The following is a 24,745-nucleotide window of genomic DNA, read 5'->3' on the forward strand; positions in this document are numbered from 1 at the left end:
AGATGCGGCTGAGCAACAAACACGCGAATGTCCAGACAATCGAATACCGCGACTTCTCGGGCGGCCTCAACACGACGAATGCGGCCGAGAGGATTGCGATGAATGAGCTTGCCCGGGCGGTCAATGTCGAGATCGACAAGAGTACGGGGCTACTCAAGACATGCTGCGGCACGGATAAGGTCTACGCGGATGACGCGAAGTCTTTCCAGTACCTCATCTATGATGCCATCGAGGGCATCTTCCTTCTGACGGATGCGGAACAGAAGGTCTACAGCATGACGACGGACGGCAAGACGGTGGCACAGGTCGGTGTGCTGACGGGCAAGGATGCCGTCTCACATGCGGCCTGGGAGGATGGCGTGCTGATTGCCAGCGGCGGCCCTTTGCAGTATTACCACAGCGGCACGTTGGAGACGATTGCGCGCGATGAGTCCAATGCAAGCGACAAGACGCCGGCCGAATGTCATGGCGTCTTCGTCAAGGATGGGCGTGTCTGGGTCTACTATGAAGATGAGCTTCACTGCTCGGCGGTCGGCGATGAGCACGGCTGGACGCAGACGAGTGACGATAACAGCAGTTCGCAGTGGCTGCAGGTCGGCTACAAGGATGGCGGCAAGATCACGGGCGTCTGCACACTGTCGTCAGATACGATCATTTTCAAGAGCAACCAGCACGCCTACCATCTCGCAGGGAAGTTCCCGAACTGGGTGCTCTCGGAGATTGGCCGGACGATTGGCTGCAAGGGAGAGGGCTGCTGTGTGTCGCTCGGCAATACGGTTCTCGCACTGGGGCTCAACATGCTCCAGTCCATCACTGTGACGGACAGCTATGGCGATATGATGGCTACCGAGGTGTCGCGCAAGATATCGGGCGATGTGCGGGCGATGGGGGCGATACGGCTCCGGTACATTGCGCCGCTGAACCAGGTCTGGATGCTCAACGGCAAGCTGCTCTCCTTCTATTTCTTGGATGCAAATGGAGGGGGCTTCTTTGAACGGCAGTACAATTCTGTCGTGATGGATGCCCAGTACGTCGGCGACGAAGTCTACATCCTCAAGGAGCATGGCGTCTACCGGCTCAACGGCACGCACATGACGGATGACGGCGAGGAGATGAAGTGGTCGTTCCAGGGGCGGACGCTCGTCCCGCAGAACGATTACCTGATCAAACGCGTGCGGGCGGACATCACGCCATACTTCTCGTACTACGCAGAGGAACGATTTCGCGTCGGCGGTGTGACGCTCTTCGGCATGCTGCCGGACTCGTCGCGCTACGTCTGGCACAACTATGGCCAGATCTACCATAGCCGCGTCCCAATCGCACGGCCGCGCGGCAAGCGGCTCTACATCAACAGCGACGAGATTTTTGAGGACTGGGATTATATCTACAAGAATGATACTTACATCAAGAGCCTCAACTGCTATCGCGCTGAGACGCGCTGTGTCAACCGCTTGCGTAGTGTTAAGGTCGGCGGGTATGGCGCGGGCGGCATGACGCTTTTCAATGGCATTTCTTTCGATATCTCGGAGGTATAAGACGATGAGTAAATATGAAGACCCTACCCAGCTGGACTACCGCTATGGCGGTGATACAGTGGACGATTTTGCGCAGAAGTACATGAAGACGGTGGCCTATATCTTCTCGGCGCTCAATGAGCTTCGCTCTCCGACGGGCGGCACGCTGACGCAGAACCCGGAGGCGTACCAGCTCAAGGTCGATGACAATAAGCTCTACATCCGCAATCAGGCCAACACGGACTGGATCCTGCTCGGCGATGTCCAGGAGAACTTCGGTTTCCGCACGTCTGCCTCGGATGCCTTCATGCATGAATCGGATGTGGCGGACAGCGGCACGGCGGGCAAGCTCATCCGCGCGGACGCCAGCGGCAAACTCAATGCGGATATCCTCGGCAATGCGGCGAAGATTGCGGACAAGGCCATCCAGATGGGGCTCGACCTTGCGGATGAGGACCGCCTCGTCTATGACAAAGATACGGATACAATCACGAATTGCCCGCGCCAGTTCAAGGTGGACGGCGATAAGATCTATGCACGCAAGGACGCGACGACGGGCTGGGTCCTGCTTGGCGACCTGAAGCAGAATCTCGGCTTCCGCAGCAGCACGGACGATGCCTTCCTCACGGAGTCGGACGTAGCCGATAACGGCACGGCAGGCAAGCTCATCCGCGCCGATGTCAATGGCAAGCTCAACGCCGATATCCTCGGCAACGCCCGCAAGATGGCCGGCAAGACCTTTGCTCCAGAAGACCTGCAGGACGGCCAGATTCCCGTCTACCGCACGAGCGATGGTACTTGGCATGCCGAGAACAAGGGCACCGTCGGCACGGGCAAGAACCTCATGATCATGGACGGCGACAAGATGCTCGGCGAGTACAATGGCGACGAGATGAAAGCCATCGACATCCAGAAGTCCAGCCTCACCAAAGCCCTCGCCGAATCCACCGGCTACGGCATAGTAAGTGGCTGTGAACCTAGCATTAGCGGACTTACAGTAACAGTCGGCGCAGGCGTGGTGCATTTATCTGACGGAACGCGCAAAGAGATGTCTGCAACGAATATCACACTGAATAATGCAGACGGCACAAATCCGCGCATTGACCTTGTCTATATTGATTCTACTGGTGCGGTGGCAAAGGTTACAGGTACGGCTAGTGCTACTCCTGTAGTGCCAGCGTTGCCGACAGGTGGGATTAGCGTTTGCAATGTCACTATTGCGGCTAATGCGGCGAATGGTTTTGAATGGGATATTAGAAGATGGAATATGTCAGGAAATGTTGAATTTCTGTTTCCAAGGACAGAGAGTTATGAACATCATGGAGATTGTGAATTAATAAAAACTACTCATAAAACCATGATGATTGATGCGGGGAATGTAGATGATGCAAATGTAATACTAGAATATTGCATAGAAAATGGAATTAAACAAATAGACATATTTTTACTTACACATTATCACGAGGATCATTACGCAAATATTCAGCAATTTATCAATCAGTCAAATGTTGATTTCTCTAAAACTATATGGATGATTCCACCAAAGACAATAGCAGAATCAGAATCTGGATATGCATTAGTAAAATCGTGGTTGGAAAATGCAAAAACATTTGAGATAAATGATAATATGACTTTTGAATTAGATAGAAATGTTTTGATCGAATTATATAATATGTCACCTGCCGACCAAAAGTATCACGGTAATGATCTAAATAACAGAAGTGTATATGCGTTAGTTAGGCATGGAAATGTAAAAGTTTTGTATACTGGGGACGGATATGGTACAGAACATTATCTTTATAGTATTGGAAAATACGAAAAAATAGATTTATTAAAAGTTCCACATCACGGGGTGTCGGCAGAAGGAAGTGGAAATTTTTATTACCTAAAAAAAATATCTCCACAAATTGCATTATGTAATTTGTGTTTTGAACATGGTGTTAGTTTAAACGGTGGGGATTATCTTAGTAAAGGGGGCGTACAAACGCAGTTAGCAGCTCTAGGCTGTAAAATTGGCTATCTAATGAAGGGAAATGCAAAATACATTTCTGATGGGGTGGGATTAAATGATTGTTCTGATGTTAGTATATATGAACCGCAAAATTCATTTACCCCAACAACAGTGGATGTTTATGTAGACCCGGCAACAACGGAAAAAAAACCCGATGGTACACAAAGTAAGCCTTTTAAGACATTACGTCATGCTTTATGTGCCATTCCTGACCACAAAAATATTCTGCCAGTTTTTCATTTAGCGGATGGAACTTATGAATATTTTATTTATAGTTCTGGAAGAAATAATCCAATAAGGATTGTAGGGGAAAATGTAACGATTGGGACAGCTCAATTTTATAATTTTAAATATGTCGAAATAGGTATTACAAATTTTATAAGTAGAGATTTAGAATTTTATAATACTCATTTCAAGGTTACTAAAGTAACAATAAATGCCTTAAAAGATATTAGTATAAGGATTGAAAATTCCCAAGGCTATATTGGAAACTGTGAATATAATGGTAGTCCTATTACATACACAGCAAACACAAGAGGGATATTAATGTTAGCTTCTAATGTATGTATAGATCGTCTAAACATTCATGATACAGGGAAAGCACTGGTAGTAAAACAGTCCTCAATATTCTCGTCGTTTTCAGTATCTGCTGCTAATATATCAACACTAATAAATGTGGTAGACGCAGCAGGCGGGGTAGTACAAATCAATAGATGGGGAACAATGAGTAATGTAACAACATATATTGCGGGATTTTCTAAATTTATAGATTGTCCAAGTAATAGATAAAGAGAGTAAATAAAATAAGAAGGTGACACAAATTTTCAGGTGATGATATGCAAACTTTTGATGAATGGAAATCATGGTACGAAGCGCACGCTGAACCTGCGGACCCCATCGAGGGGGCGTCGCTTTACTTCGAGCCGGAGCATGGGTTCTTCTATTACAAGGTATTCCCCGGCGGGGTGCTGTACATTGACCACTTTGCCACGGATGACTACCAGTATCTCTTTCGTCGGGCGCGGGAGATAGCGCGGCGTATGGGGTGCCATGAGGTGACGACGCAGACGTTCCATCCGGCGAAGGCTTATGCTCGGCTCTCGAAGGCGCATCTGGATTTGAAGTACAGCACGCGCGGGGCCAATGGAAAGTGGTACTGGGCGTTTACGGAGGTTTTGAATGATGTGGAAGGGAATCGAACTTGACTGCTTCGGCATGCCCATCAATCCGATCTTGATGAAGGGCCGCCCGCGTATGAAAAAAGGTGGCGGCGGCAGTAAGACGACGACAAGCCGCGTGATCCCGGGGCAAACGTGGAATGAATCGTACCTCGAGAACGGGCTCATGAATTATGCGAAGAGTGGCCTAAATGGCGCTGGCGGTATCATGAGCAGGGCACTACAGTCGATTGACCGCCAGTACAACCCAGACTGGACGAGGCTGGCGGGAGACTACAACGGCACGATGGGCCGCGTGTCGGGCGGTTACAATGACCTGCTGGCCGGCAACCTGCCGAGCCAGTTTGCTGAGGCGCGGCGCAAGGCGCTCAATGATGACCTGCAGGCGACGGTCGGCAGCTCGGTCAACAATCTGGCGGGGCGCGGTGTGATCAACAGCTCGGTCATGAGCAAGGCACTCGATGATATCTCGGAGGATGCGGCGAGTCAGCTGGCCAAGTCGTACACGTCGGATCTCGGCACGTACTCGGGCCTGCTCGGCAGTACGGCGTCCAATGCCAATCAGATCCTGGCAGGCAATCAGCTCGCCCAGCAGGCTTCGGAGACGCCGACGAACAGCCTCTTTGACTATGCGGCGGCGCTGGCCAATCCTGCCGGCAATATGTACAACACGATGTACTCGGGCCGCATGGGCACGGGCAGTACGTCTACGACGACGAGCAACGGCTCGAGCGGCATCTGGTCGACGATTGGCACGCTCGGCACGGCGTTTATCCTCTGCTTCACGGGCGAGACGCTCGTCACGACGCCAGAGGGATACACGGCAATCCGCGACATACAGCCCGGCGATATGGTCCTCTCTCTTGATACGGAGGGCGATGTGGTACCGAAGCGTGTGGCCTCGGTCACGGGCGGCCATCTGCGCGATATTGTGGATGTGTACTTCGGCGACGGCACGGTATGGCACACGACGGCGAGACAGCGCTACTATGACGGCAAGCACTTCGCCAGCATCGACAGCGCGCATCATCCGCGGGCGGTCGTCTTCCAGGGCAATCCGGTTGAGGTACTTGGCGTAGAGATGGACACAGGACGCAAGGAGCTCGTGTATGATCTGACGCTCGAGGGCCCGGCGGAGTGCAATATCTTCTTTGCCAATGATGTGGCGGCAGAAGGGATGGGTGATTAAATGGTATCGATGTTCAATCAGCAGGCACCGCTCTCGCTCCTGCAGGCGGCGCAGAATATGGTGCAGAATCCTGCCGCGGCGAACCAGCAGGCTAATCCGCAAATGCAGCCTGGCTACCTCAAGGCGCTGCCGTACCTCATGGCGGAGCAGGGTCTCGCGCAAAATAACGGCTCGCCGCTCGGCGCGCTGGCGCAGGTCCTCGGCTCGTACTGGATGAAGGGGGCGATGAAGTGATGGCAGGGACAGGAAACAACTACTGGACGGGCGGCTGGGCCGACGGGAGTCAGAACTTCATGCGGGGCATGCCTGGCACGATTGGCGCGCAGATGAACGGCGGCAACTACGGCCCGGTGCAGGCGCTCGCGGATATTCTCGGGGCGTACTGGCAGAAGCAGGCGTATGAGGGGGCCATCGGCTATGCTTCGTCGCCGGAGATGAAGCAGGGCCTCGACAAGATGACGGAGCCGGTCTATGAGAAGGTCGACGTGCCGCCGGAGCAGTATGGCGATAAGGCGATGCGGGGAGCGGTCCAGTCGATGCAGGTCAGCGGACAGCTGCCGAACCCGGACTGGCTCCACAAGAACACGCCGGCCTTCGAGCTGACGCCCATCCAGAAGATGGCCCCGGGGAGCCAGTCGCTTATCCAGGCGGCGACGAATCTGACGAACGCGGCACAGCAGCCATCCGCGGCGACGAAGGCGAAGCTCCAGTCGCAGTATGATGAATTTGCCAAGAACCAGAAGGAGCATCCGGAGTGGTTCGCGGGCAATACCTACACGGGCGGCGATGAGAAGGCGCGCGTCAAGGCCAACCTCGACTACGCGCAGGGCCGCGCAGAAGCGGATAACGCTTACAGCGCGCGCACAGGGCGCTTCAAGACGGGGCTCGAGCAGTACGGCTACACGGGCAAAGCGCGGGCCGCGTCTTTTCAGGAGGTCAAGGAGCGCGCGGCGGATCTCAAGGCAAAGGCCATGCAGGCGGCGCTGCGCCGCTACGGCGTCCGCGGGGCGCAGATGGCCGAAGGGCTCATCGACTCGGCTATCCAGGACCGTCTCAATGCGTTCTGCGGTGCGACAATGGCACAGGCCCGCGTGCCCATCGACAATTTCCTTGCGCAGAACGCGGACAACCTCAACGACCCGAAGGTCTTTATGCAGGCGGGCCGCATGATGACGGACTACAATATCGCCGCCAAGCAGATGGGCCAGCCAGAATTCGACACGTCGCTCCTGACGCAGCTCCAGAAGATGGGCGAGGTGTCGGTCACGAAATCGAACCAGGGCGGCTACACGAGCTGGGTAGCTGTCAAAAAGAATGGCGGCAGCTTCGGCGTCGACGAGAACGGCAAGCCTATCTATGCGGTGCCGATCATGAAAGAGGTCAAGACACCGACCTGGAAGGAACAGCAGGACGTTAATCTTAAGGAGGCAGATATCCTTGAACGTATCCGCCATAATGGCGTCACAGAAGGTGAAACGCACCGGCATAACGTCGCAACGGAGAATCGGCCGACACGGAGCAGTAGTGGCGGTGGTAGAGGATCGTCAAAGTCCGGCGGCGCGAACTTCAACTCGAAGAAGGTCGAGTCGAAGGTAACGGATATGCTGGCACAGGGGCAGACGCCTACGCAGGTCAAAGAGCAGCTCTTGAACGCCGGTATGAGCGAGGAGCAGGCAGACGCCTACCTGCCGCCCTCGGCCATCGAATACTACCACAATGTTTGGGGCGATGACGCTCCCGAATGATAGGAGATTGAACTATGGCAGATGAAGCAGTCAATAATTTTCTCGGGACGGACAGCGATCCATCAGTCCGTGGCTTCTTGAAATCGACGAAGGACGTGCCGGATTCTGCCGACATGGACCTCAGCGGCTCAGATGATGCGGATGATTCGGGTAGCACGGCTGATGCAGTGGCTGGTGTTATGGCTGGCCTGGGCCAGGACCTGCATGACATCCTGACACTTGTCGGCGGTGTGCAGCAGGACCAGAGTCAGATGCAGATGGACTATGCAAAAGGCGAATCACAGACGGTCGGGGATATCGGTGATGCCATTGCCGACCACTACAACAACACAACGTACCATGAGATTCTCAACAATGTAACGGACGACGATGGCAACATTACGCCGGAGTCGGCGGCACAGGCGGAGAATGGCGATAACAGCGCCGCAGATGCTCTGCAGACGAATGAAGATGCGATTCTTGCGCGACTCAATGACCCGTCGTATGATCTGAACAATCAGCCGCAGGATACCTTCCAGGCGAACTTGCGCCGGGATGTCGATGAATGGGGGCAGGGACTCTATCAGGATGTCACGAAGCTGGCAGGCACGGTCTATGACGAGCTTACGGCTACGAGCCTGCAGCAGCTCCAGCAGCTCGATGACAAGGCCGGGCAGAATCTCTGGGATGTCTACAGCGATGTCGCGCGGCCTGCCGGCATGGTGGCCATGACGCCGCTCGTGCCTGCACCCATCCGGGCCATCGCCGGTGCCGTCTTTGCGCCGAAGATGATCTCTGACACGGCCGACATGTACCTCGGTCACGGCACAGGCGAGGACGGCGGTCAGGGCGAGGGCGGCCTTGGCGCGGTCGTGCAGGGTATGGTTGTGCAGCCGCTCAATCAGCTCATCACGGATGTCAGCAATCCGGGGCAGCTCATCGAGGACATCAAGGCGCATCCGGCTAATCTCTGGGACCGTGTGCTCATGCCAGCCACACTGGCCGAGGGCGGCTATCACGGTGCACGTGCCGTGGGTCGCGGTGCCGAAAGCCTGAAGAACCGCGTGAAGAATGTCTGGGAGACAGCGGATGAGGATGTCGATACGACGCCGCCACCCGTCGAGTCAGCTGAGGACATTGTCCAGGAAGCAGACGATGCGGCGGCTGAGTCGGGCGGCTATGATGGCGGCGGTGCGGCCCGCATCGATACAGGCCACGGGGACATTGATGCCTGGATTGACGATGCGGCGGCGCAGTATGACCTCGACCCTGTCATCCTGCACAAGATGGCCCAGCAGGAGAGCCACCACGGCGAGCTGGACTCCAATGTCATGCAGGTACTTGACAGCACGGGCCGGGCAATGGGCTATGACGATGTGAGCGACCCGCGCCAGTCCATCTATGCTGGGGCCAAGTACCTGCGCACGATGCTGGATCAGGACGGCGGCGACTACAATGCGGCCATCCGCGACTACAATGGCGGCGGTGATCCGCAATATCTGGAACACGTCATGGGCCAGCCGGACTATCAGCCAGGCCGCGGCGGCGATGGCGGCTACGTCGTGCCGGAGACGGCAGAGTATACGCTCGAGCCCGGGGTCAATCACGAGGGATTTGACGAGGGCACGGAAGCCAAGCTTCGCCTGCTCGATAAGTGGTATGCCGAGCAGACGGGCGGTGAGCATCTCGATATCTCGTCGATGCGTGACGGCACGCACAGCGACCCGAACCATGCGGCAGGCAAGGCGGCGGACATCGTCAACGACCGCCTGACGGATCCGGACTTCCGCGCGAAGTTCACGGAGAAATGCCACGAGCTCGGCTTCAAGACTTACGACGAATTCGACCGCTCGAACTGGACGGAGAACACGACGGGCTACAACTTCCACATTTCGGACGACGGCACGCCGCTCTCCAATATCCGCCGCGGACGCAGCAGTGCGGCAGAGGATTCGTCGTGGCTCGATGACGATGACAGCTCCAGGAGCTCGGCCGCTGAGCCGGACGATGAGGGGCCTCTCCGCGACGTCGAGGGTAATCCTATCTATACGGATGACGAGGGCGTGCAGGGACGCACAGGCGAAGCTGAGGCCGCCCGCGCGAAGGCTGAGACGGAAGACTTGCAGAACGCCAATGCACCCGCGAAAATCAAGTGGGGCGAGGGCAAAACTGCGCAGGATGCGCTCGACCTCGACAACTACATCGCATCGCTCGAGAAAGAGCGCCAGCGCATGATCGACGAAGAAGTCCGCCTCATGCAGGAGAATCCGGGCGGCAAGGGCGTGGACATCGGTTACACGACGGATGACCGCGGCAACATCAACGGCCGCTGGGCACAGAGCAACAATCCGCAGTGGTATCAGGATGCCTACAAGCAGCTGGGCCGCAAGCCGACAAAGGCCGACCTGCCCTTCCTCGCAGAGGATCGCCTGCACGATATCGAGGAGTTTGACACGCTCGACCGGGAACTCAGCCACATGCGCGTCCTGCGCGACTACATGCGCGAGCATCCCGAGGAGAGCTTCGACCGCGCGATGGATCAGGCGGATGCAGGCACTCTGGTGCAGGGTGAGAGAAGGATCGGTCCTGGGGAAAGAGCAACACGTCCTTTAGAAAAGACGTATACCAGCGAGGATGATAATCAGGTCATTCATGGCTACGAGGTGCGGACGAGAAAACCGAGAGGCTGGACGACGGGGACCGCAAAGGCTATCCGGAGAGAAGTCCGCGACAGGTACAAAGGGCAGGAATTCGAGAATAGAGAAACAGGAATGCGCGCGGTGCTCGGCAAACGGGATGCCGGTAAGATGGTGTCCTTCAAAGCATTGGCAAAATCTATACGGAATGGCTTTAGCGCAGAGGAACATTTCCAGACTGTGCTAGAAGCACCGAGACTGTTTGAACAAGCTACCCTTCTCATGGAACATGCGGATAGGCGTGGCAGGCCAAATATCGAAGGAATCGCACGATTCCAAGCCATACGCAAAAACGGAAGCATCGTAAAATTGACTGTACGCAAAATAAGAGATGATAAAAATCATCTCTATACGGTCGAACTTACGGATATGGAATTAGAAAGGCCATCGAAGTTAAGAACGCGCCTGGACGTTCCCTCGATGGCCCTGGAAGATGGGGAAAGACCCGCGAACCAGGCTCCAACGAGAAAGCCATCTTCCAACTCCAATATACCACGAAAGTCCGCTGAAGTAAACGAGAATCCGCTCATCCAGGGCGAGTCCAATGCGCCGGTCAAACTCAAGCCTGGCGAGCGGCCTGCACCTGTGCCGGACCGCGAAGGCCGGCTGCCTACTGCTACACTAGGCCCGAAAAAGCCGACAGGTCATTTCAAGGGTGACCGCGTGACGCGCGAGGAAATCTTCGAGCGCGCGCGGGAACTCTTCGGCACGATCCGCACGGGGCGCACGGGCAGAGGGCTAAACGGCCAGTATGACCGCGGCGCGGATGTGGCTCGCACAGCGCAGTATGGTCAATTCGATACGATGTGGCACGAGATCGGCCACAAGATTGACCTGCTGCTCGGCCTCACGGATAAGGCAGGTCATACGTATGATGCAGAATTCAAGCGTGTGCTGGACCGCAAGTATCCGGACGGCTTCCTCAACCACTACCGTCTCGATGAGCTGCAGCCTGAAGGCATCGCGGAATTCCTCAAGGAATACATGCATGACCGCACGGAGGCAAAGGCGGACTTCCCGACGTTCTACGACTTTTGGGAGAAGGAAGTAGGGAGGAACAAGGATCTCGCCGCCCGCGTCCGGGAGATGCGCGAGATGATGGAGGTCTACTACAAGCAGCCGCTCGGCGCGCAGATCCTCAGTACAATCCACAGAGACAAGCCGCCTACCATCCGCGAGAAGATACAGAAGGCCATCGACAACATCATGATCAACTGGGTCGATGACAAGTGGGGCATCAAGAAAGCGGAGCAGATGGTCGAGCGAATTATCGGACGCAAGCTCCAGCCGGAGGAATCGGCCTACACGTATGCCCGCATCGCCAAGGACCGCGGTGCCAGCGCAGCTATGCAGCTCCTGACGGGCGAAGATGCCGAGGCCGTGACGAAGGCACTCAATAAGATTTATGGTGGTGTACTCAAGAAGGCGGTCACCTTCCCGATGGTACTCGAGAAAATCCAGAAACTCGAGAAGTCCGACAAAGAATTCTTGAAGAAGAACAACTTCAAGGATTATCAAGAAGCGCTCAGTGCTTACTTGATTGCCCGCCGCTTTATGGAAGTGCATGACCTGAAAGCCAAGGGACGCAGGAATTACCAGATGCCGCGCAGCTATGACGAGTATAAGCAATTCGTCGATGGCGCGCCGCAGGGGCTCAAGGATGCGGCGCAGGATATCTATGACCTGAACCGTAATATCCTGGCCATCATGCACCACGAAGGGATGCTCTCAGATAAGCTTTACGCAAAACTGCTGGCTGACCACAAGCATTATGTCAGCCTGGCTCGAACCTTCGAAGATGATGCCAGTGCCTCGCTTGGGTTCGGCTCGTCGGACGGTTTTATCAATGTCTCGAACAACCTCAAGAAGCTGACGGACGAGGGCTCTGTGCGCGATGTCAAGGATCCTTTGCAGACCATCCCGCAGAATATCGCACGGTCGCTCATCGCGGTCGAGCGCAATAAAGTCGCGCAGAAATTCGTCGCACACTCTGAGCTCTACGGCACGGGCGGCGTCATCGAGAAAGTCAGCGGTAGTGCAAAGCCGAAGGACTCGTCCTTTAACGTCTGGCAGCACGGCGAGCAGGTCACGTATGACACGACGCCGGAAATCTATCAGGCGATGCAGAGCCTGAAGCCAGACGGCATGGATAATCTGACACATCTTCTTTTGAAGATGCCAGCCAACGTGATGCGTTCGGGCGCAGTCGTCTACAACCCTGCCTTTCTCGCGAAGAACCTCGGGCGCGACCAGCTGACGGCATACCTGTATTCCAGGTACGGATACAAGCCTTTCTATGATATGGCGAAGGGCATGCTGCACCTCCTGCGCAAGGATGACATGTACCATGAGTTCGTGACGTCGGGCGCGCTGATGTCGGCCATCACGCATGACAGCAGGACGATGGTGCCGGAGCTCGCCAAGGCGTATGCCAAGAAGGGAATGCGAAGCAAGATCTTCAAGGCCATCAATCCGGCTGTGTCCCTGCCTGCACTCTCTGAGTTCATTGAGCAGAGTACGCGCATGGGCCTTTATGGACGGGCGCGAAAGCACGGCGCGACAATCACCGAGGCAACGATGGAGGCGCGCGAGTCAACGCTTGACTTCGGGCGTGCAGGGCGCAAGGGGCGCAAGTGGAATCGATACGTGCCTTTCTTTAATGCCGTTATCCAGGATCCGGTCATTTTTATGGAGCGCTTCCGGGAGAATCCGGCGCGCATGATGAAGCGGTCCGCGCCGATGATCATGGGTAGCCTGGCGCTCTACGCGCTCATCCAGTCGAACGACCAAACGGCCGCCGAGTACGATGAGATGATGCCATACGAGAAGAATATGTTCTGGAATATCCCCGTGCCGAAATGGGTGTCCAAAACGGGATGGGTTCGCTATCCGAAGCCCTTTGGTCCCGGCTTCCTCTTCGGCTCTTTGCCGGAGCGCATTGCCGATATGGTCAAGGGCAAGGATAAAACGGGCAAGGGCATGAAGGAATGGGCCAAAGGCTTTCTCGAGGGATTCAACCCAGTCTCCTTGCCGCCGCTCATCCAGGCGGTCTACGAATGGCAGGCGAACTACAGCTTCTTCCGTGAGCGGTCTATCGTGCCGCAACGCGAAGCGAAGCTGCCGGAAGAGCAGCAGTATGGGCCGACAACGTCGGAGGTGGCGAAGTTTATCGGCGAACATTTCGGCTTGTCGCCGCGCAAGGTCGACAACCTCGGCCAGAATCTTGCGGCGGGTGCCTGGACACAGGGCAACAACTTCATCGACGCGCTGGCCGGACGCAAGGGCCGCAACCTCAATCCTCTCAAGTCCCTGACAGTCGACCCGTACAGCGCGCCGCAGTCCATCCAAGATTTCTATGATCATATGGATAAGGCTGAATCGAATTACTACGGGGAGAAGAATACGAAGGGCCATCCAACGGCCAAGACCGAGTACAACCACAAGCTCATGAACCATGCGCAGAAGCAGATGAGCGACCTCAACAAGAAAGAGCGGGCGGCCATTCAGAACGGCGACCAAGATGCCGTCGACAAGATCAACAAGCAGCAGCTTAAGGTTGCCCGCGATGCGCTGAAGATGTATAGGGAGTAAGCATGGACACGAGGGAACGGCCCCCGCCGATACGGGAGAAAAGCAGATGGAAGGAATATGGAGATTGGACATGAATCTACTAGAACGACTGACAAAAATCGAGACGCAGGTGGATGCCCTCGTCGCGTCTGTGCAGGAACTCAAAGAGAAGATTGATGTGATGACGCCGGATGTCGTTACAGCAATCGACTCGACGAAGTCCGCGCATCATCGCATCGACGAATTTAAGAAAGACGTCTGCTGGACAATCGGGATGAGTACAACGCTCGTCGGCATCTTTGCAAGCGTCCTCACCTGGGCGCTCGGGAGGTGATGTGTATGCATGTAACAACGGATATGATTGTAGGCACAGGCCTCGTCATCGCCCTGCTCGCTGCCATCCTCTTTGGCGGCAGTACAGAGCTGCAGACTACTTTGGGGAGCGGGCTCATCGGCTATCTCGGCCGAACCGCAGTAGAGCATGGAGGAGGCGTGAAGTGATACCTACACAGCGTGTCCACATGTAGGAAAAGATAGGAATCCGTAGGAAAAATGAGGCATCATCAGTTTGTGTGGAGAAATTCCCAGCCTGCTAAGTAGCTTCATAATCCCATGGTAACCTTACATCAATGTCGGAGCAGCGGAGCATAATCATATCAATCATGTTGTCTATATTACGAAATCCGTAGGCCATGTAAACGGATAGCTTGATTTTCCGATTGGTCGCCTCCAGTACGGCGTTGGACAGATGATGCTCCATTGTTGCCAGTATGGCATCGTAGTGACGGCGTATTTTCCGTTGGAGCTCGACAAACACATTGATGCGACAGTGCTGAGCCCATTTAATCCATCCGTCCAGTTCTTTCTTGGCGATAGCGACATTCTCGCACTGGAAAACAAGACGGAGTTTCTCTTTTAGCAGATAGGCACGATACAGCCGCTTGTCAGCCTTGGCAATGAATTCAAGCTGAGCTTGCTGTTTCTTGGTGAGATGCTCCGGAGCCTTTCCCAGAGCAAACCGAGAGCCTTTCAAGTCTTTGGCTGTGGTATCTTTCTTGGGACGACCGCGTTTCTTCGGAGTCTTATCTGCTGGATTCCTCAAGGCATCACGCCATGCTAAACGACGCACCTCGTCAAGGGCTTCAGTAGCCCACTGTACAACGTGGAACGGGTCAATGCATCGCTTGGCTACCGGACAAAAATCGTTGATGCATGCCTGAATCCATTTGGCACCATCACCAGATACAAGCTGTATATTGGCCAGTTGTTCTTTGCTCAGCAGCTTGAAGAACTTGGTGAAAATGGTCTTGCCATGTCCTTCATGAGCCCAGATAACCTTACCTGTGTCATGATTGATGACCACCGTTATGTACTTGTGTCCCTTCTTGTAGCTGGTTTCGTCAACGCCTATGCGGACAAGTCCCACGAAGTGTGCGGCTGGATTTGCATCAAGTTCAGCCCGCATCCTGCTAATGATAGAGCCGATGGTATTCCAAGAAATCCTGAGCAAAGAGGCAACAGCGGTTTTCGTGCAGGACAAGGAGAGCCAAGTGGCCAGCTCCTCAAATTCCTTTGTAAAACGGGACTTATGCCTTGCCCAAGGAACAGATGCCGTAACGACCCCATGTTTGGGGCACATGACACGATGTATATCTGCTACAATATAGACTTTGTGGGTATTCCAGTCGCAAGCCCGCCAAGAACGGGTGCCACCGCGGCCATTGTCATAGTGGACAGATTTTCTGCCACATATGCCGCAACGGCATTGTTCGTCTTTGGTAGGATGTGCCTTGATGACAATTGTTCCATCTGGCAAAATTTTCATGTCATCTATAGCGGTATGCTTGACATTTAGGATTGATTTGAGTATCTTTTTGGTGAGCATACATTTCCCCCGTACGATGTGTTTTTTAGCCGAAAATATCGTACAGGAAAATGTATGCTTTTTCAATGGTCATAAGGGATGGGAAGAGTTAGTTCCCCACACATTCTGATGGAGTGCCGGAAAAATAGGAAAGGATGAATTGAAATGACTTATGAAAAAAAGGTAGGATTGTCTTTTGGCGAAGCCATCGAAGCGATGAAGCTCGGGCGTAAATGTTCTCGAGCTGGCTGGAACGGAAAGAGGCAGTATATTGAACTCGCTACGTGCATCAGCTATAAAAATACGCGCGGCGATGTAGTCAATGCAGAGCATGATGCCATCGGCAACCACGCCATCGCATTTGTCGGCACGTCCGGGGTGCAGTTTGGCTGGCTGGCTTCCCAGGCGGACATGCTCGCAGAAGACTGGCAGATCGTAGAATGAGGTGGGTATAATGAAGGTATTTATCAATCCTGGACATGATCTCGACTACGACAGCGGCGCAGTCAGCCCGCGCACGGGCCTGCGCGAGTGCGAGGTTGCAGCTCACGTCGGCGCACTCGTCAAGCATTATCTCGAGGCGGCTGGCTGTACGTGCGAGCTGATGCAGAGCGACAATCTTGCACCGACAAGTATCGGGCGTAGCCGCTACGCAGATCGGCAGGGCCCTACGGTCACAGAGACGGCCAATGACTGGGACGCTGACATTTTTGTCAGTATCCATTGCAATAGCGCCGAGGCGGAAGATGCTTGTGGTACCGAGACTTTTGCGTATGCTCTGGATGGCGGCGAGGGCGAAAAGCTCGCAACGTGTATACAGGACCAGATTGTCGATGCGCTCAACAGCGTAGACCGCGGCGTGAAAGCGAATCCGGAACTGTTCGTGCTTAAATATACGGGGATGCCGGCCGTGCTCGTCGAGCTTGGCTTCATCAGCAATGAGAGAGATGAGGAACTTCTCACGACCCGCCAGGACGACTTTGCCCGCGCGATTGCCCGCGGCGTAACAGACTACGAGCAGACGCTCGCATGAGTCGAGTCAGGCAGGCTCCGCGAAAAGAGCGCGAGAAGATGGAGCGCTCAGCGGCCCGCGGAGAATGGCGAGGTCTCATCAAGATCGAAGACATACCTGCTTTTGGCCGCTGGCTGACGGATAAGCGCCACGAGTGGATGGGGCAGTCGCCCGACGAAGGCGAAGTCCTGCGCGTACACAAGTACGGATTGACGCGTGCTGTGCGCTGGGACGGGCATCAAACTCGATGCGGGCGGCATATGATGGCGCTCTGGTATACTTTTTGTTGTTTCCGAGACGATGAAAGAAAGGATGATTGATATGTCGAAATGGACAGATGTGAGGGATAATGTAGTCAATGCGCTGCATGTAGATGACGTGACAGAAGACGTCAAGCAGCATGTGACATCTACACTGCTGAGCGAGGTCGTGCCCGTGATTGAGAATGCGGTGGACAGCTTCTGCGATTCCACGAAAGAGCAGTCCAAGTCAGAGTCCGGCTGGTGCAAGATTCGCGACGGCGTGGTGCTGCCGCTTGTCATGCAGGGGGGCGTCTACGTCGTCAAGCTCGTACTCAGTAAGACGGTATCGCAGACGGAGGCGGCCTGACAAACGTACTAAAATCGTACTGAAAATGTTACAGGCCTATGATTTTCGTGTATAATATGGATAGACGGGACGCATTTGCACCATAAAATAAGGTCTGCAAAGGTCTATGCAATTCTCGGAGGTGCACAATGACCTCAACGAGGAGAAGGACGACTCGGCGGAGTGACTTTTGGGCAGAACGAAAGGGATGGGCGGGGATTTTCCCCGTCCAAAACTTTTTTTCAAAAAGGTGTTGACAATGTGCGGCATCGTCCGTATAATAATACATGTCGCTGAAACACAGCGGCACAAAAGAAGAACGGCCCGGTAGTTTAGTTGGTTAGAATGCCGCCCTGTCACGGCGGAGGTCATGGGTTCAAGTCCCATTCGGGTCGCCATTCATGCGGAAATAGCTCAGTGGTAGAGCACCACCTTGCCAAGGTGGGGGTCGCGAGTTCGAGCCTCGTTTTCCGCTCCATTTTCCGGCGACATAGCCAAGTGGTAAGGCCGAGGTCTGCAAAACCTCTATCCCCAGTTCGATTCTGGGTGTCGCCTCCAATTTCATATCATGCGGAAATAGCTCAGTGGTAGAGCACCACCTTGCCAAGGTGGGGGTCGCGAGTTCGAGCCTCGTTTTCCGCTCCATTTTATTTTGGCGACATAGCCAAGTGGTAAGGCCGAGGTCTGCAAAACCTTTATCCCCAGTTCGATTCTGGGTGTCGCCTCCAAGATGAAATGCAGCCTGGAAGGTTTCCTTCCAGGCTTTTTGTTTATGTCATATTCATGTATCAAGATAGGAGTGTCACTGCATGGCCAATGAACCATCCCGCATTACGGACAATCTGCTCAACATCTTCAATTATTCCTTCGTGGAGACTGTTCCCTACGAGTTCTTCAAGCCGCGCCCGGAGCGCGACATCGCGGTCAAGCTCGTGGACAAGGAATACCATTGCGCGGGCTGTGGCAAGGTCACGCATGTCGATTACCAGGAGCGCCCGTTGACGTATTTCTCGAAGGGAAAGCTCAAAGAGCAGCGCGCAATCTACGAGAAGCTCGGCAAGCGCTTCCCGACCATGGAGGAAATCGCGGAAGGGCAGCCGTTCACGAACGAGGCCATCGGCTACTGCCGCGACTGTGCGGAGAAGGAGATCCTGCACGACGATGCGGCCGGTCAGCGCGTCTGCAACCTCGCACTGCAGCTCCACGGCGAGGATGAGCTCGTCGTCGCGAAGGCGCGCGCCGCGATGGAAGAGGCGTTGAAGAAGTGGCTCGTGGGTATCGAGAGCGCCGATGAATTCCTCCAGTACGGCCTCGGCGACTTCAACGCCGTCCGCGACCTCATCTGCGCCGTCATGCTGCAGGACACGTCTGCCGAGGAAGCGCTGCTCGCCGCCTACGGGGATACGGTCGCAGCCATCAAGGGCGAGGTCACTGCCTTGCTTGCCTCCCTGCCGGACACGTGGCAGGCGTATGCCGCTCGCTCGACGGGCGTCTACGAGTCCATGAACGACAAGATGTACCACGAGTACACGGTCATCTTCCCGAAGCCGGGCATGATCCCCGAGGATTACTACATCTACCGCAGCATCGAGAAGAGCCGCGTGCGGATGTTCCTCGACCAGCCGCGCATCGAGTCGCTCGAGGAGCTCTTGACGGAAGTCGGCTTCCACGGCGAGTGGATCGACCTCGTGAATCAGCGCTTGCAGGAACTCGTGCAGCGCGCCTGAGGCGTTCTCCGCTCCACAGACTTTTCGGGATGGAGGAGAAGGAGAGGATCGTCTGCAAAGATGGGGGAATCACAATGGAATTTCGGCAGTTGGAATATTTTTGTACGATCAGTGAGCTGGAGAACTTCACGCGCACGGCGAAGGTGCTACACGTCTCGCAGCCTTCCGTCACGAAGGCCATCAAGGCCCTCGAGGCGGAGCTCGGGCTCACGCTGATCGACCGGAGCCAGAAGCACGTCACGCTGACGGATGCGGGCCGCGCCTTCCTGATTCACGCGCGGCGCATCATGCAGGACGCAGAGATCGCGAAGCAGGACATGATGCGCTTCTGCGTCGGCAGTGCGGGCACGGTCCACTTCGGCGTGCCGCCGATGTTCGAGGCGTATCTTTTCCCGGAGTTCTTCAAGGAGTTCCGCGAGGCGTTCCCGAATACGCTGCTCGATGTGCAGGAATTCGGCGACTCCGATGAAGTGCGCGAGCACGTGGAGATCGGCGATCTCGACTTCGGCGTGATCTTCGGCAAGCCGGAAACGTCCTTTGCCAATGAGTTGCTCATCATGCACGATGCGATGAGCCTCTGCCTGCCGCAGGGCCATCCGCTCGCGGAGAAGGAAGAAGTCGCCTTCGAGAGCCTGCGGCGCGAGCGCTTCATCCTGCAGCAGCCGCGCACGTACCAGTACCGGGCCATCTTCGCGCGCTGCATCGAGGCAGGCTTCACGCCGGACGTCATGCTGACGACGATGCAGCTCAAGACGATCAAGCAGCTCGTGGCCAACGGCACGGGCATTTCCATCCTGCCGGACTTCGTGCTCAAGGGGGAGCACTCGTTCGTCAGGCGGCCGCTCACGCCGCGCCTGACGGCGCGCACGGCGCTCTACTGGAGCAGCCATAAGGTATTCTCCTCGCTCGACAAGGATTTTCTGACGTTCATGAAGCAGTATGTAGCGGCGGGCAAGTTCCAGGACCCGGGTGCCGCAGACAGGCAGGTGTGACGATTGCAGCTAAAACGCCTTGAGGCATATGGATTCAAGTCCTTTGCCGATAAGATCACGATAGAATTCGACCACGGCATCACGGCGATTGTCGGCCCCAACGGCAGCGGCAAGAGCAACATCACGGATGCCGTGCGCTGGGTGCTCGGCGAGCAGAACATCCGCAACCTGCGCGGCACGCGCTCGGAGGACATCATCTTCGCGGGCTCGGCGCAGAGGCGCCCGCTCAACATTGCGGAAGTCTCGCTGATCTTCGACAACGACGGCACGCTGCCCGTCGATTTCCGCGAGGTGGCGGTGACGCGCCGCCTCTACCGCAGTGGCGAGAGCGAGTACTTCATCAACCGTTCGCGCTGCCGCCTCAAGGATATCTACCAGCTCTTCGCCGACACGGGCATCGGCCACGACGGCATGAGCATCATCGGCCAGAACCGCATGGAGGATATCCTCAACAGCCGTCCGGAGGATCGCCGCGCCTTCTTCGAGGAGACGGCCGGCATCACGAAGTTCCGCGACCGCAAGCGCGAGACGGTGAGGAAGCTCACGGATACCGAGAACAACCTGCTGCGCGTGCAGGACATCATGCAGGAGATCGAGACGCAGCTCGAGCCGCTCGCGCGCCATGCGGAGAAGACGCGCCAGTACAATGCCCTGCACGAGGAGTACCGCCGCTGCCAGCTCACGAAGTTCGCGCGCAGCGCAAAGCGCGAAGCGGAGCGCAAAGCCGCCAACGAGGAGAAGCTCGGGAAGGCCCGCGACGAGGCGCTTGCGCTCGAGACGGCGGCCAAGCAGGCGGGAGCAGCGCGCGAGGCTCTGCAGAAGGAGATCCTCGAGCTCGAGCAGCGCATGAAAGACGGCGCGGAAGAGAGCGAGAAGCTGCGCCAGAAGCTTGAGGCTGCCAGCCGCGAGATTGCGACGCTCGAGGAGCGCCAGGGCCAGAGCGGTGCGGCGAGGGAGCGCATCCAGTCGCGGCGCGCGGAGCTGCAGGAAGCCCTCGTGCAGTCGGTCCGCGAGATCGGCCGTCTCTCGGGTGAAGCCGCTGAGAAGAAGAGGAAGCTAGGCGAGGCTGAGGCGAGGGAGAAGAGCCAGCAGGAGCGCGCGGCAAAGATTGCGGCCATCGTCGCAGAGCGCAAGAAGGCTGCCGAAGCATCCGGCAAGCAGCGCGAGGCGAAGCAGGAAGAGCTCTCCGCGGCCAAGCAGGCGCTCGCCATCCTCGACCGCGATATCGAAGCGGGCAGCGAGGGGCAGGCGGAGCGCCAGGCGGCCATTGCCGCGGCACAGCGGAAGCAGTCCACCCTGCGCGTGCAGCAGTCGGAGATGACGGCCGCGCTCGCCAAGAAGGAAAGCGAGCTCCAGGCGGCCGTCAAAGCCCAGCAGGCTGCGCGCCATGCGCAGCAGCAGGCGCAGGCCAAGCAGTCGGCTCTCCGCGAACAGCAGGAGAAGCGCGTGCAGCGCGCGAGCAGTCTGCACGAGAAGATCGACTTCCTGCAGCACATGCAGGAGGAGTACGAGGGATTCGGCAAGGCGCCGAAGGCCGTGCTGCAGAGCCAGGAGCCCTGGCATGAGGGCATCTCTGGCGCTATCGCGGAGCTCCTGACGATCCCGCAGCCCTACATGACGGCCATCGAGGTCGCCCTGGGCGGCAACCAGCAGAACATCGTGACGCAGGACACGGAGACGGCTAAGGCAGCCATCGCCTTCCTCAAGCGCAAGCACCTCGGCCGCGTGACCTTCCTGCCGCTCTCGACGCTCTCCGTGCAGTATCCGAAGGAGCGCGAGAAGGAGGCCGAGAACGGCGAGGGCGCAATCGGCTGGGCCAATGAGCTCGTCGAGATCGACGATTCCTGCCGCAAGGCGGCCGACTTCCTGCTCGCTCGCATCCTCGTCGTCGACACGCTCGACCACGCGCTCGCCCTCGCCAAGAAGCAGGACTACCGCCTGCGCATCGTGACGCTGACGGGCGAATTCCTCGCGCCGGGCGGTTCGCTGTCGGGCGGCGGCCGCGCGCGCAAAGAGGCGAGTTTCCTCAATCGCAGCGGCGAGATCGAGGCTCTGCGCGAGAAGCTCATCGCCTGCCAGCAGGAGCTCGATGATGGGAAACAGGCCGTCAGAAAAGCCGCCGCGCGTGCAGCCGTGGCGGAGAAGGGCCAGGCAGACGCACTTGCCCTCGTGCAGCAGAAGAGCGTCGAACGCGCGGAACTGCGCGTGAGCCTTGAGCGGCTGCAGGAGAACTTCGCTGCGCAGGAGCAGTCCGTGCAGGAACTCCTCGCGGCTGACGCCGAGCGCCAGGCGACCTTTGCCGAGAACCAGAACAAGCGCGTCCTGCAGGCGCGCTCGGTCAAGGCATTGGCAGACGCGCTCGAAGCGGCGAAGAAAGAGGCCGAGGAGAGCCGCCTTGACCTCGAGGATGCCGAGCAGGACGCCGCAGCGCTCGGCAAGTGCATGCAGGAAGAAGCCCTGCAGCGCGCCGTGCTCGAGCAGGAGTGGAAGCGCAGTGCCGAGCAGATGGCGCTCTACCGCCAGGAGAAGCAGCGCGGCGAGCAGTCGCTCGCGGAGCTCGAGCAGGAAGAGCAGCAGCTCGAGGCGCGCGCTGAGGAAAGCCAAAAGCGCCTGCAGGAGCTCGAGCATACCTCGCAGGACTGGCAGGATTCCTTCGATGCAGCGCAGAAGGCGCAGCGCGGGCTCTATGGCATGCGCATGGAGAAGATGGCCGCAGGCCAGGAGCTCGAGGCGAAGGGGCGCGAGCTTGCGCGCAGGCGCAGCCGCAAGCAGGAGGAGGTCCACCAGCTCGACGTGCTGGCCGCCAAGATCCAGATGGCCTTGCAGGACAGCCAGCAGGCCATCCTGCGCGAATTCGGCCTGACGCCGGAGCGCGCCCTGGAAGAGGCGCTCGATATCGAGCCGCAGGACCTGCGCAGCCGCATGCAGTCCCTGAAGAAAGAGATGGACGCTCTCGGCCCGGTCAACCCCAATGCCGTCGAGGAGTACGAGAACCTGCAGAAGCGTCACGACTTCATGAAGAAGCAGTCGGCCGACCTCATCGAGGCAAAGGAAAACCTCGGGCGCATCCTCGCGGAGATGGATGAAGCCATGACGAAGCAGTTCAAAGAAGCGTTTGCGGACATCCAGCGCTATTTCGGCGAGATCTTCGTGCGACTCTTCGGCGGCGGCAAGGCAGAGCTCAAGATGCTCGATGAGCACGATGTGCTCCACACGGGCATCGACATCCTCGTGACCCTGCCGCAGAAAAAGCGGCAGAGCCTCGCCGCGCTCTCGGGCGGCGAGCGCGCGCTGACCGTCATCGCACTGCTCTTCGCCTTCCTGCGCTACCGGCCGTCGCCCTTCTCGGTGCTCGACGAGATCGACGCGCCGCTCGACGAGGCGAATGTCATGCGCTTCGGCCGCTTCCTGCAGGAATTCGCGGAGCAGACGCAGTTCATCGTCGTCACACACCGCAAGGGGACGATGGAGGTTGCCGACACGATGTACGGCGTGACCGTCGAGGAGACGGGCGTCTCGCGGCTGCTGTCCGTGCGGCTCGATGAGCTCGACACTGCCTCCCTCGAGAAGTGAGGCAGCCCGTCAACAGGAATCATGAATCATAGATCATAGAGATAGGAGGAATCATCATGGGATTTTTTGACCGCCTCAAGAAGGGGCTCAACAAGACCCGCGAGAACCTGACCAACAAGATCGAGAAGATCATCGTCGGCTATGCCGACATCGACGAGGACCTGCTCGACGAGCTTGAGGAGACGCTCATCATGGCGGATGTCGGCGTCAAGACGACAGACAAGCTCATGACGGCCGTGCGCAAGGGCATCAAGAAGAAGGAGATCAACACGCCGGAGGACCTCAAGCCCTTCCTGCAGAACGAGATCGTCAAGATTCTGACAGCCGGCGAGGACACGACGCGCATCGCTGAGAACGGCCCGACTGTCCTGCTCGTCATCGGCGTCAACGGTGCGGGCAAGACGACGACAATCGGCAAGCTGGCCGCTTACTACAAAGGGCAGGGCAAATCAGTCCTGCTCGCCGCGGCCGACACCTTCCGCGCGGCGGCAATCGACCAGCTCGAGGTCTGGGGCCAGCGCACGGGCGTGCCCGTCATCAAGCACGAAGAGGGCTCTGATCCGGCGGCCGTTGCCTTCGACGCCGTCAAGGCGGCCGTCGCACGCAAGGTCGATATGCTGATCATCGACACGGCGGGCCGTCTGCAGACGAAGTCGAACCTCATGCAGGAGCTCGAGAAGATCAACCGCGTCATCGGCCGCGAGATCCCGGGCGCGCCGCATGAGACACTGCTCGTCCTCGATGCGACGACGGGCCAGAACGCCATCAGCCAGGCCGAACTCTTCACGAAGGCCGCACCAATCACGGGCGTCGTGCTGACGAAGCTCGACGGCACGGCCAAGGGCGGCGTCGTCATCGGCATCAAGAGCCAGCTCTCCATGCCGGTCAAGTGGATCGGCGTCGGCGAGGGCGTCGAGGACCTGCGCCCGTTCAACGCCGAGGATTTTGCCAAGGCGCTCTTCGGGAATTGAGAACCACGAAACATCACAGAGATAAAAAGCGAGGCCACATGCTGTGCATGTGACCTCGCTTTTTGTTGTTTGGCTGATGGTTGGGTGAAGGGGAATCAGTAGCTTCCGCACCCATCCGCAAAGCTGATGTCGGCGG

Annotated in this window: 18 protein-coding genes and 5 tRNA genes; 22 read left to right on the forward strand and 1 reads right to left on the reverse strand. The window is 57.0% G+C overall.

Annotated elements, in window-relative coordinates; all coding sequences use genetic code 11:
* Positions 1 to 2: 2 nt before the first annotated feature.
* The 9 genes from QDI87_RS00740 (at position 3) to QDI87_RS00780 (ending at position 14,383) form a co-directional block, all read left to right on the forward strand.
* Positions 3 to 1,535 carry a hypothetical protein gene (locus QDI87_RS00740; protein ID WP_278741972.1) on the forward strand — a complete coding sequence of 511 codons (1,533 nt, stop codon included), beginning with the start codon at positions 3 to 5 and terminating at the stop codon, positions 1,533 to 1,535.
* Between the two features lie 4 nt (positions 1,536 to 1,539).
* Positions 1,540 to 4,314: a ComEC/Rec2 family competence protein gene (locus tag QDI87_RS00745; RefSeq protein ID WP_278741973.1), complete on the forward strand. Its 2,775-nt coding sequence runs from the start codon at positions 1,540 to 1,542 to the stop codon at positions 4,312 to 4,314.
* Between the two features lie 47 nt (positions 4,315 to 4,361).
* Complete coding sequence (locus QDI87_RS00750) at positions 4,362 to 4,730, forward strand: hypothetical protein (protein WP_278741974.1); 369 nt, start codon at positions 4,362 to 4,364, stop codon at positions 4,728 to 4,730.
* Positions 4,705 to 5,892, forward strand: a complete 1,188-nt coding sequence (locus QDI87_RS00755) for a Hint domain-containing protein (RefSeq protein WP_278741975.1) — start codon at positions 4,705 to 4,707, stop codon at positions 5,890 to 5,892. The genes QDI87_RS00750 and QDI87_RS00755 overlap by 26 nt, the downstream gene beginning before the upstream one ends.
* Positions 5,893 to 6,126: a hypothetical protein gene (locus QDI87_RS00760; protein ID WP_278741976.1), complete on the forward strand. Its 234-nt coding sequence runs from the start codon at positions 5,893 to 5,895 to the stop codon at positions 6,124 to 6,126.
* Positions 6,126 to 7,637 (forward strand): hypothetical protein, encoded by a 1,512-nt coding sequence (locus QDI87_RS00765; protein ID WP_278741977.1) that lies wholly within the window; start codon positions 6,126 to 6,128, stop codon positions 7,635 to 7,637. Before QDI87_RS00760 ends, QDI87_RS00765 begins: the two co-directional genes overlap by 1 nt.
* Positions 7,638 to 7,651: 14 nt before the next feature.
* Positions 7,652 to 13,903, forward strand: a complete 6,252-nt coding sequence (locus QDI87_RS00770) for an LPD38 domain-containing protein (protein WP_278741978.1) — start codon at positions 7,652 to 7,654, stop codon at positions 13,901 to 13,903.
* Positions 13,904 to 13,973: 70 nt separating this feature from the next.
* Positions 13,974 to 14,216: a hypothetical protein gene (locus QDI87_RS00775; protein WP_278741979.1), complete on the forward strand. Its 243-nt coding sequence runs from the start codon at positions 13,974 to 13,976 to the stop codon at positions 14,214 to 14,216.
* Between the two features lie 5 nt (positions 14,217 to 14,221).
* Entirely contained in the window at positions 14,222 to 14,383 is a 162-nt protein-coding gene (locus tag QDI87_RS00780) for a hypothetical protein (RefSeq protein ID WP_278741980.1), read from the forward strand.
* A 91-nt stretch (positions 14,384 to 14,474) separates the two neighbouring features.
* On the opposite strand, the gene QDI87_RS00785 is transcribed toward QDI87_RS00780, so the two are convergent.
* Positions 14,475 to 15,767 (reverse strand): ISL3 family transposase, encoded by a 1,293-nt coding sequence (locus QDI87_RS00785; RefSeq protein ID WP_072003553.1) that lies wholly within the window; start codon positions 15,765 to 15,767, stop codon positions 14,475 to 14,477.
* Between the two features lie 144 nt (positions 15,768 to 15,911).
* Here QDI87_RS00785 and QDI87_RS00790 point away from each other — a divergent pair, with 144 nt between their 5' ends.
* From QDI87_RS00790 to ftsY, 13 genes are all read left to right on the forward strand, one after another.
* A complete protein-coding gene (locus QDI87_RS00790; RefSeq protein WP_278741981.1) occupies positions 15,912 to 16,190 on the forward strand; it encodes a DUF2829 domain-containing protein in 279 nt (92 codons plus the stop codon).
* Positions 16,191 to 16,200: 10 nt separating this feature from the next.
* Positions 16,201 to 16,779, forward strand: coding sequence for an N-acetylmuramoyl-L-alanine amidase family protein (locus tag QDI87_RS00795; protein ID WP_278741982.1), 579 nt, complete (start codon positions 16,201 to 16,203; stop codon positions 16,777 to 16,779).
* Positions 16,776 to 17,078: a hypothetical protein gene (locus tag QDI87_RS00800; RefSeq protein ID WP_278741983.1), complete on the forward strand. Its 303-nt coding sequence runs from the start codon at positions 16,776 to 16,778 to the stop codon at positions 17,076 to 17,078. Before QDI87_RS00795 ends, QDI87_RS00800 begins: the two co-directional genes overlap by 4 nt.
* Position 17,079: 1 nt before the next feature.
* Positions 17,080 to 17,367, forward strand: coding sequence for a hypothetical protein (locus QDI87_RS00805; RefSeq protein ID WP_278741984.1), 288 nt, complete (start codon positions 17,080 to 17,082; stop codon positions 17,365 to 17,367).
* A gap of 300 nt (positions 17,368 to 17,667) precedes the next feature.
* Positions 17,668 to 17,744, forward strand: a tRNA-Asp gene (locus tag QDI87_RS00810).
* Between the two features lie 5 nt (positions 17,745 to 17,749).
* A tRNA-Gly gene (locus QDI87_RS00815) sits at positions 17,750 to 17,824 on the forward strand.
* 6 nt (positions 17,825 to 17,830) lie between these two features.
* Positions 17,831 to 17,904: transfer RNA gene (locus tag QDI87_RS00820), tRNA-Cys, on the forward strand.
* A gap of 12 nt (positions 17,905 to 17,916) precedes the next feature.
* Positions 17,917 to 17,991 (forward strand) — tRNA-Gly (locus tag QDI87_RS00825).
* A gap of 9 nt (positions 17,992 to 18,000) precedes the next feature.
* A tRNA-Cys gene (locus tag QDI87_RS00830) sits at positions 18,001 to 18,074 on the forward strand.
* Between the two features lie 81 nt (positions 18,075 to 18,155).
* Positions 18,156 to 19,073, forward strand: coding sequence for a hypothetical protein (locus QDI87_RS00835; protein ID WP_036375358.1), 918 nt, complete (start codon positions 18,156 to 18,158; stop codon positions 19,071 to 19,073).
* Between the two features lie 74 nt (positions 19,074 to 19,147).
* The gene (locus QDI87_RS00840) at positions 19,148 to 20,065 is read left to right on the forward strand and encodes a LysR family transcriptional regulator (protein ID WP_036375361.1); all 918 of its coding nucleotides are present in this window, start codon (positions 19,148 to 19,150) and stop codon (positions 20,063 to 20,065) included.
* A gap of 3 nt (positions 20,066 to 20,068) precedes the next feature.
* Positions 20,069 to 23,638: a chromosome segregation protein SMC gene (smc, locus tag QDI87_RS00845; RefSeq protein ID WP_036375365.1), complete on the forward strand. Its 3,570-nt coding sequence runs from the start codon at positions 20,069 to 20,071 to the stop codon at positions 23,636 to 23,638.
* Between the two features lie 56 nt (positions 23,639 to 23,694).
* Entirely contained in the window at positions 23,695 to 24,609 is a 915-nt protein-coding gene (gene ftsY / locus QDI87_RS00850; protein ID WP_036375368.1) for a signal recognition particle-docking protein FtsY, read from the forward strand.
* Positions 24,610 to 24,745 lie beyond the last annotated feature (136 nt).

The organism is Mitsuokella jalaludinii, from assembly GCF_928722185.1.
GTDB classification, from domain to species: Bacteria; Bacillota; Negativicutes; order Selenomonadales; family Selenomonadaceae; genus Mitsuokella; species Mitsuokella jalaludinii.

Coding starts and splice junctions, on each gene's coding strand:
- ftsY (WP_036375368.1), top strand. CDS start 23,695: ATGGGATTTTTTGACCGCCTCAAGAAGGGGCTCAACAAGACCCGCGAG.
- QDI87_RS00775 (WP_278741979.1), top strand. CDS start 13,974: ATGAATCTACTAGAACGACTGACAAAAATCGAGACGCAGGTGGATGCC.
- QDI87_RS00835 (WP_036375358.1), top strand. CDS start 18,156: ATGGCCAATGAACCATCCCGCATTACGGACAATCTGCTCAACATCTTC.
- QDI87_RS00770 (WP_278741978.1), top strand. CDS start 7,652: ATGGCAGATGAAGCAGTCAATAATTTTCTCGGGACGGACAGCGATCCA.
- QDI87_RS00790 (WP_278741981.1), top strand. CDS start 15,912: ATGACTTATGAAAAAAAGGTAGGATTGTCTTTTGGCGAAGCCATCGAA.
- QDI87_RS00740 (WP_278741972.1), top strand. CDS start 3: ATGCGGCTGAGCAACAAACACGCGAATGTCCAGACAATCGAATACCGC.
- QDI87_RS00785 (WP_072003553.1), bottom strand. CDS start 15,767: ATGCTCACCAAAAAGATACTCAAATCAATCCTAAATGTCAAGCATACC.
- QDI87_RS00760 (WP_278741976.1), top strand. CDS start 5,893: ATGGTATCGATGTTCAATCAGCAGGCACCGCTCTCGCTCCTGCAGGCG.
- QDI87_RS00840 (WP_036375361.1), top strand. CDS start 19,148: ATGGAATTTCGGCAGTTGGAATATTTTTGTACGATCAGTGAGCTGGAG.
- QDI87_RS00805 (WP_278741984.1), top strand. CDS start 17,080: ATGTCGAAATGGACAGATGTGAGGGATAATGTAGTCAATGCGCTGCAT.
- QDI87_RS00750 (WP_278741974.1), top strand. CDS start 4,362: ATGCAAACTTTTGATGAATGGAAATCATGGTACGAAGCGCACGCTGAA.
- QDI87_RS00795 (WP_278741982.1), top strand. CDS start 16,201: ATGAAGGTATTTATCAATCCTGGACATGATCTCGACTACGACAGCGGC.
- QDI87_RS00765 (WP_278741977.1), top strand. CDS start 6,126: ATGGCAGGGACAGGAAACAACTACTGGACGGGCGGCTGGGCCGACGGG.
- QDI87_RS00780 (WP_278741980.1), top strand. CDS start 14,222: ATGCATGTAACAACGGATATGATTGTAGGCACAGGCCTCGTCATCGCC.
- QDI87_RS00755 (WP_278741975.1), top strand. CDS start 4,705: ATGATGTGGAAGGGAATCGAACTTGACTGCTTCGGCATGCCCATCAAT.
- QDI87_RS00745 (WP_278741973.1), top strand. CDS start 1,540: ATGAGTAAATATGAAGACCCTACCCAGCTGGACTACCGCTATGGCGGT.
- QDI87_RS00800 (WP_278741983.1), top strand. CDS start 16,776: ATGAGTCGAGTCAGGCAGGCTCCGCGAAAAGAGCGCGAGAAGATGGAG.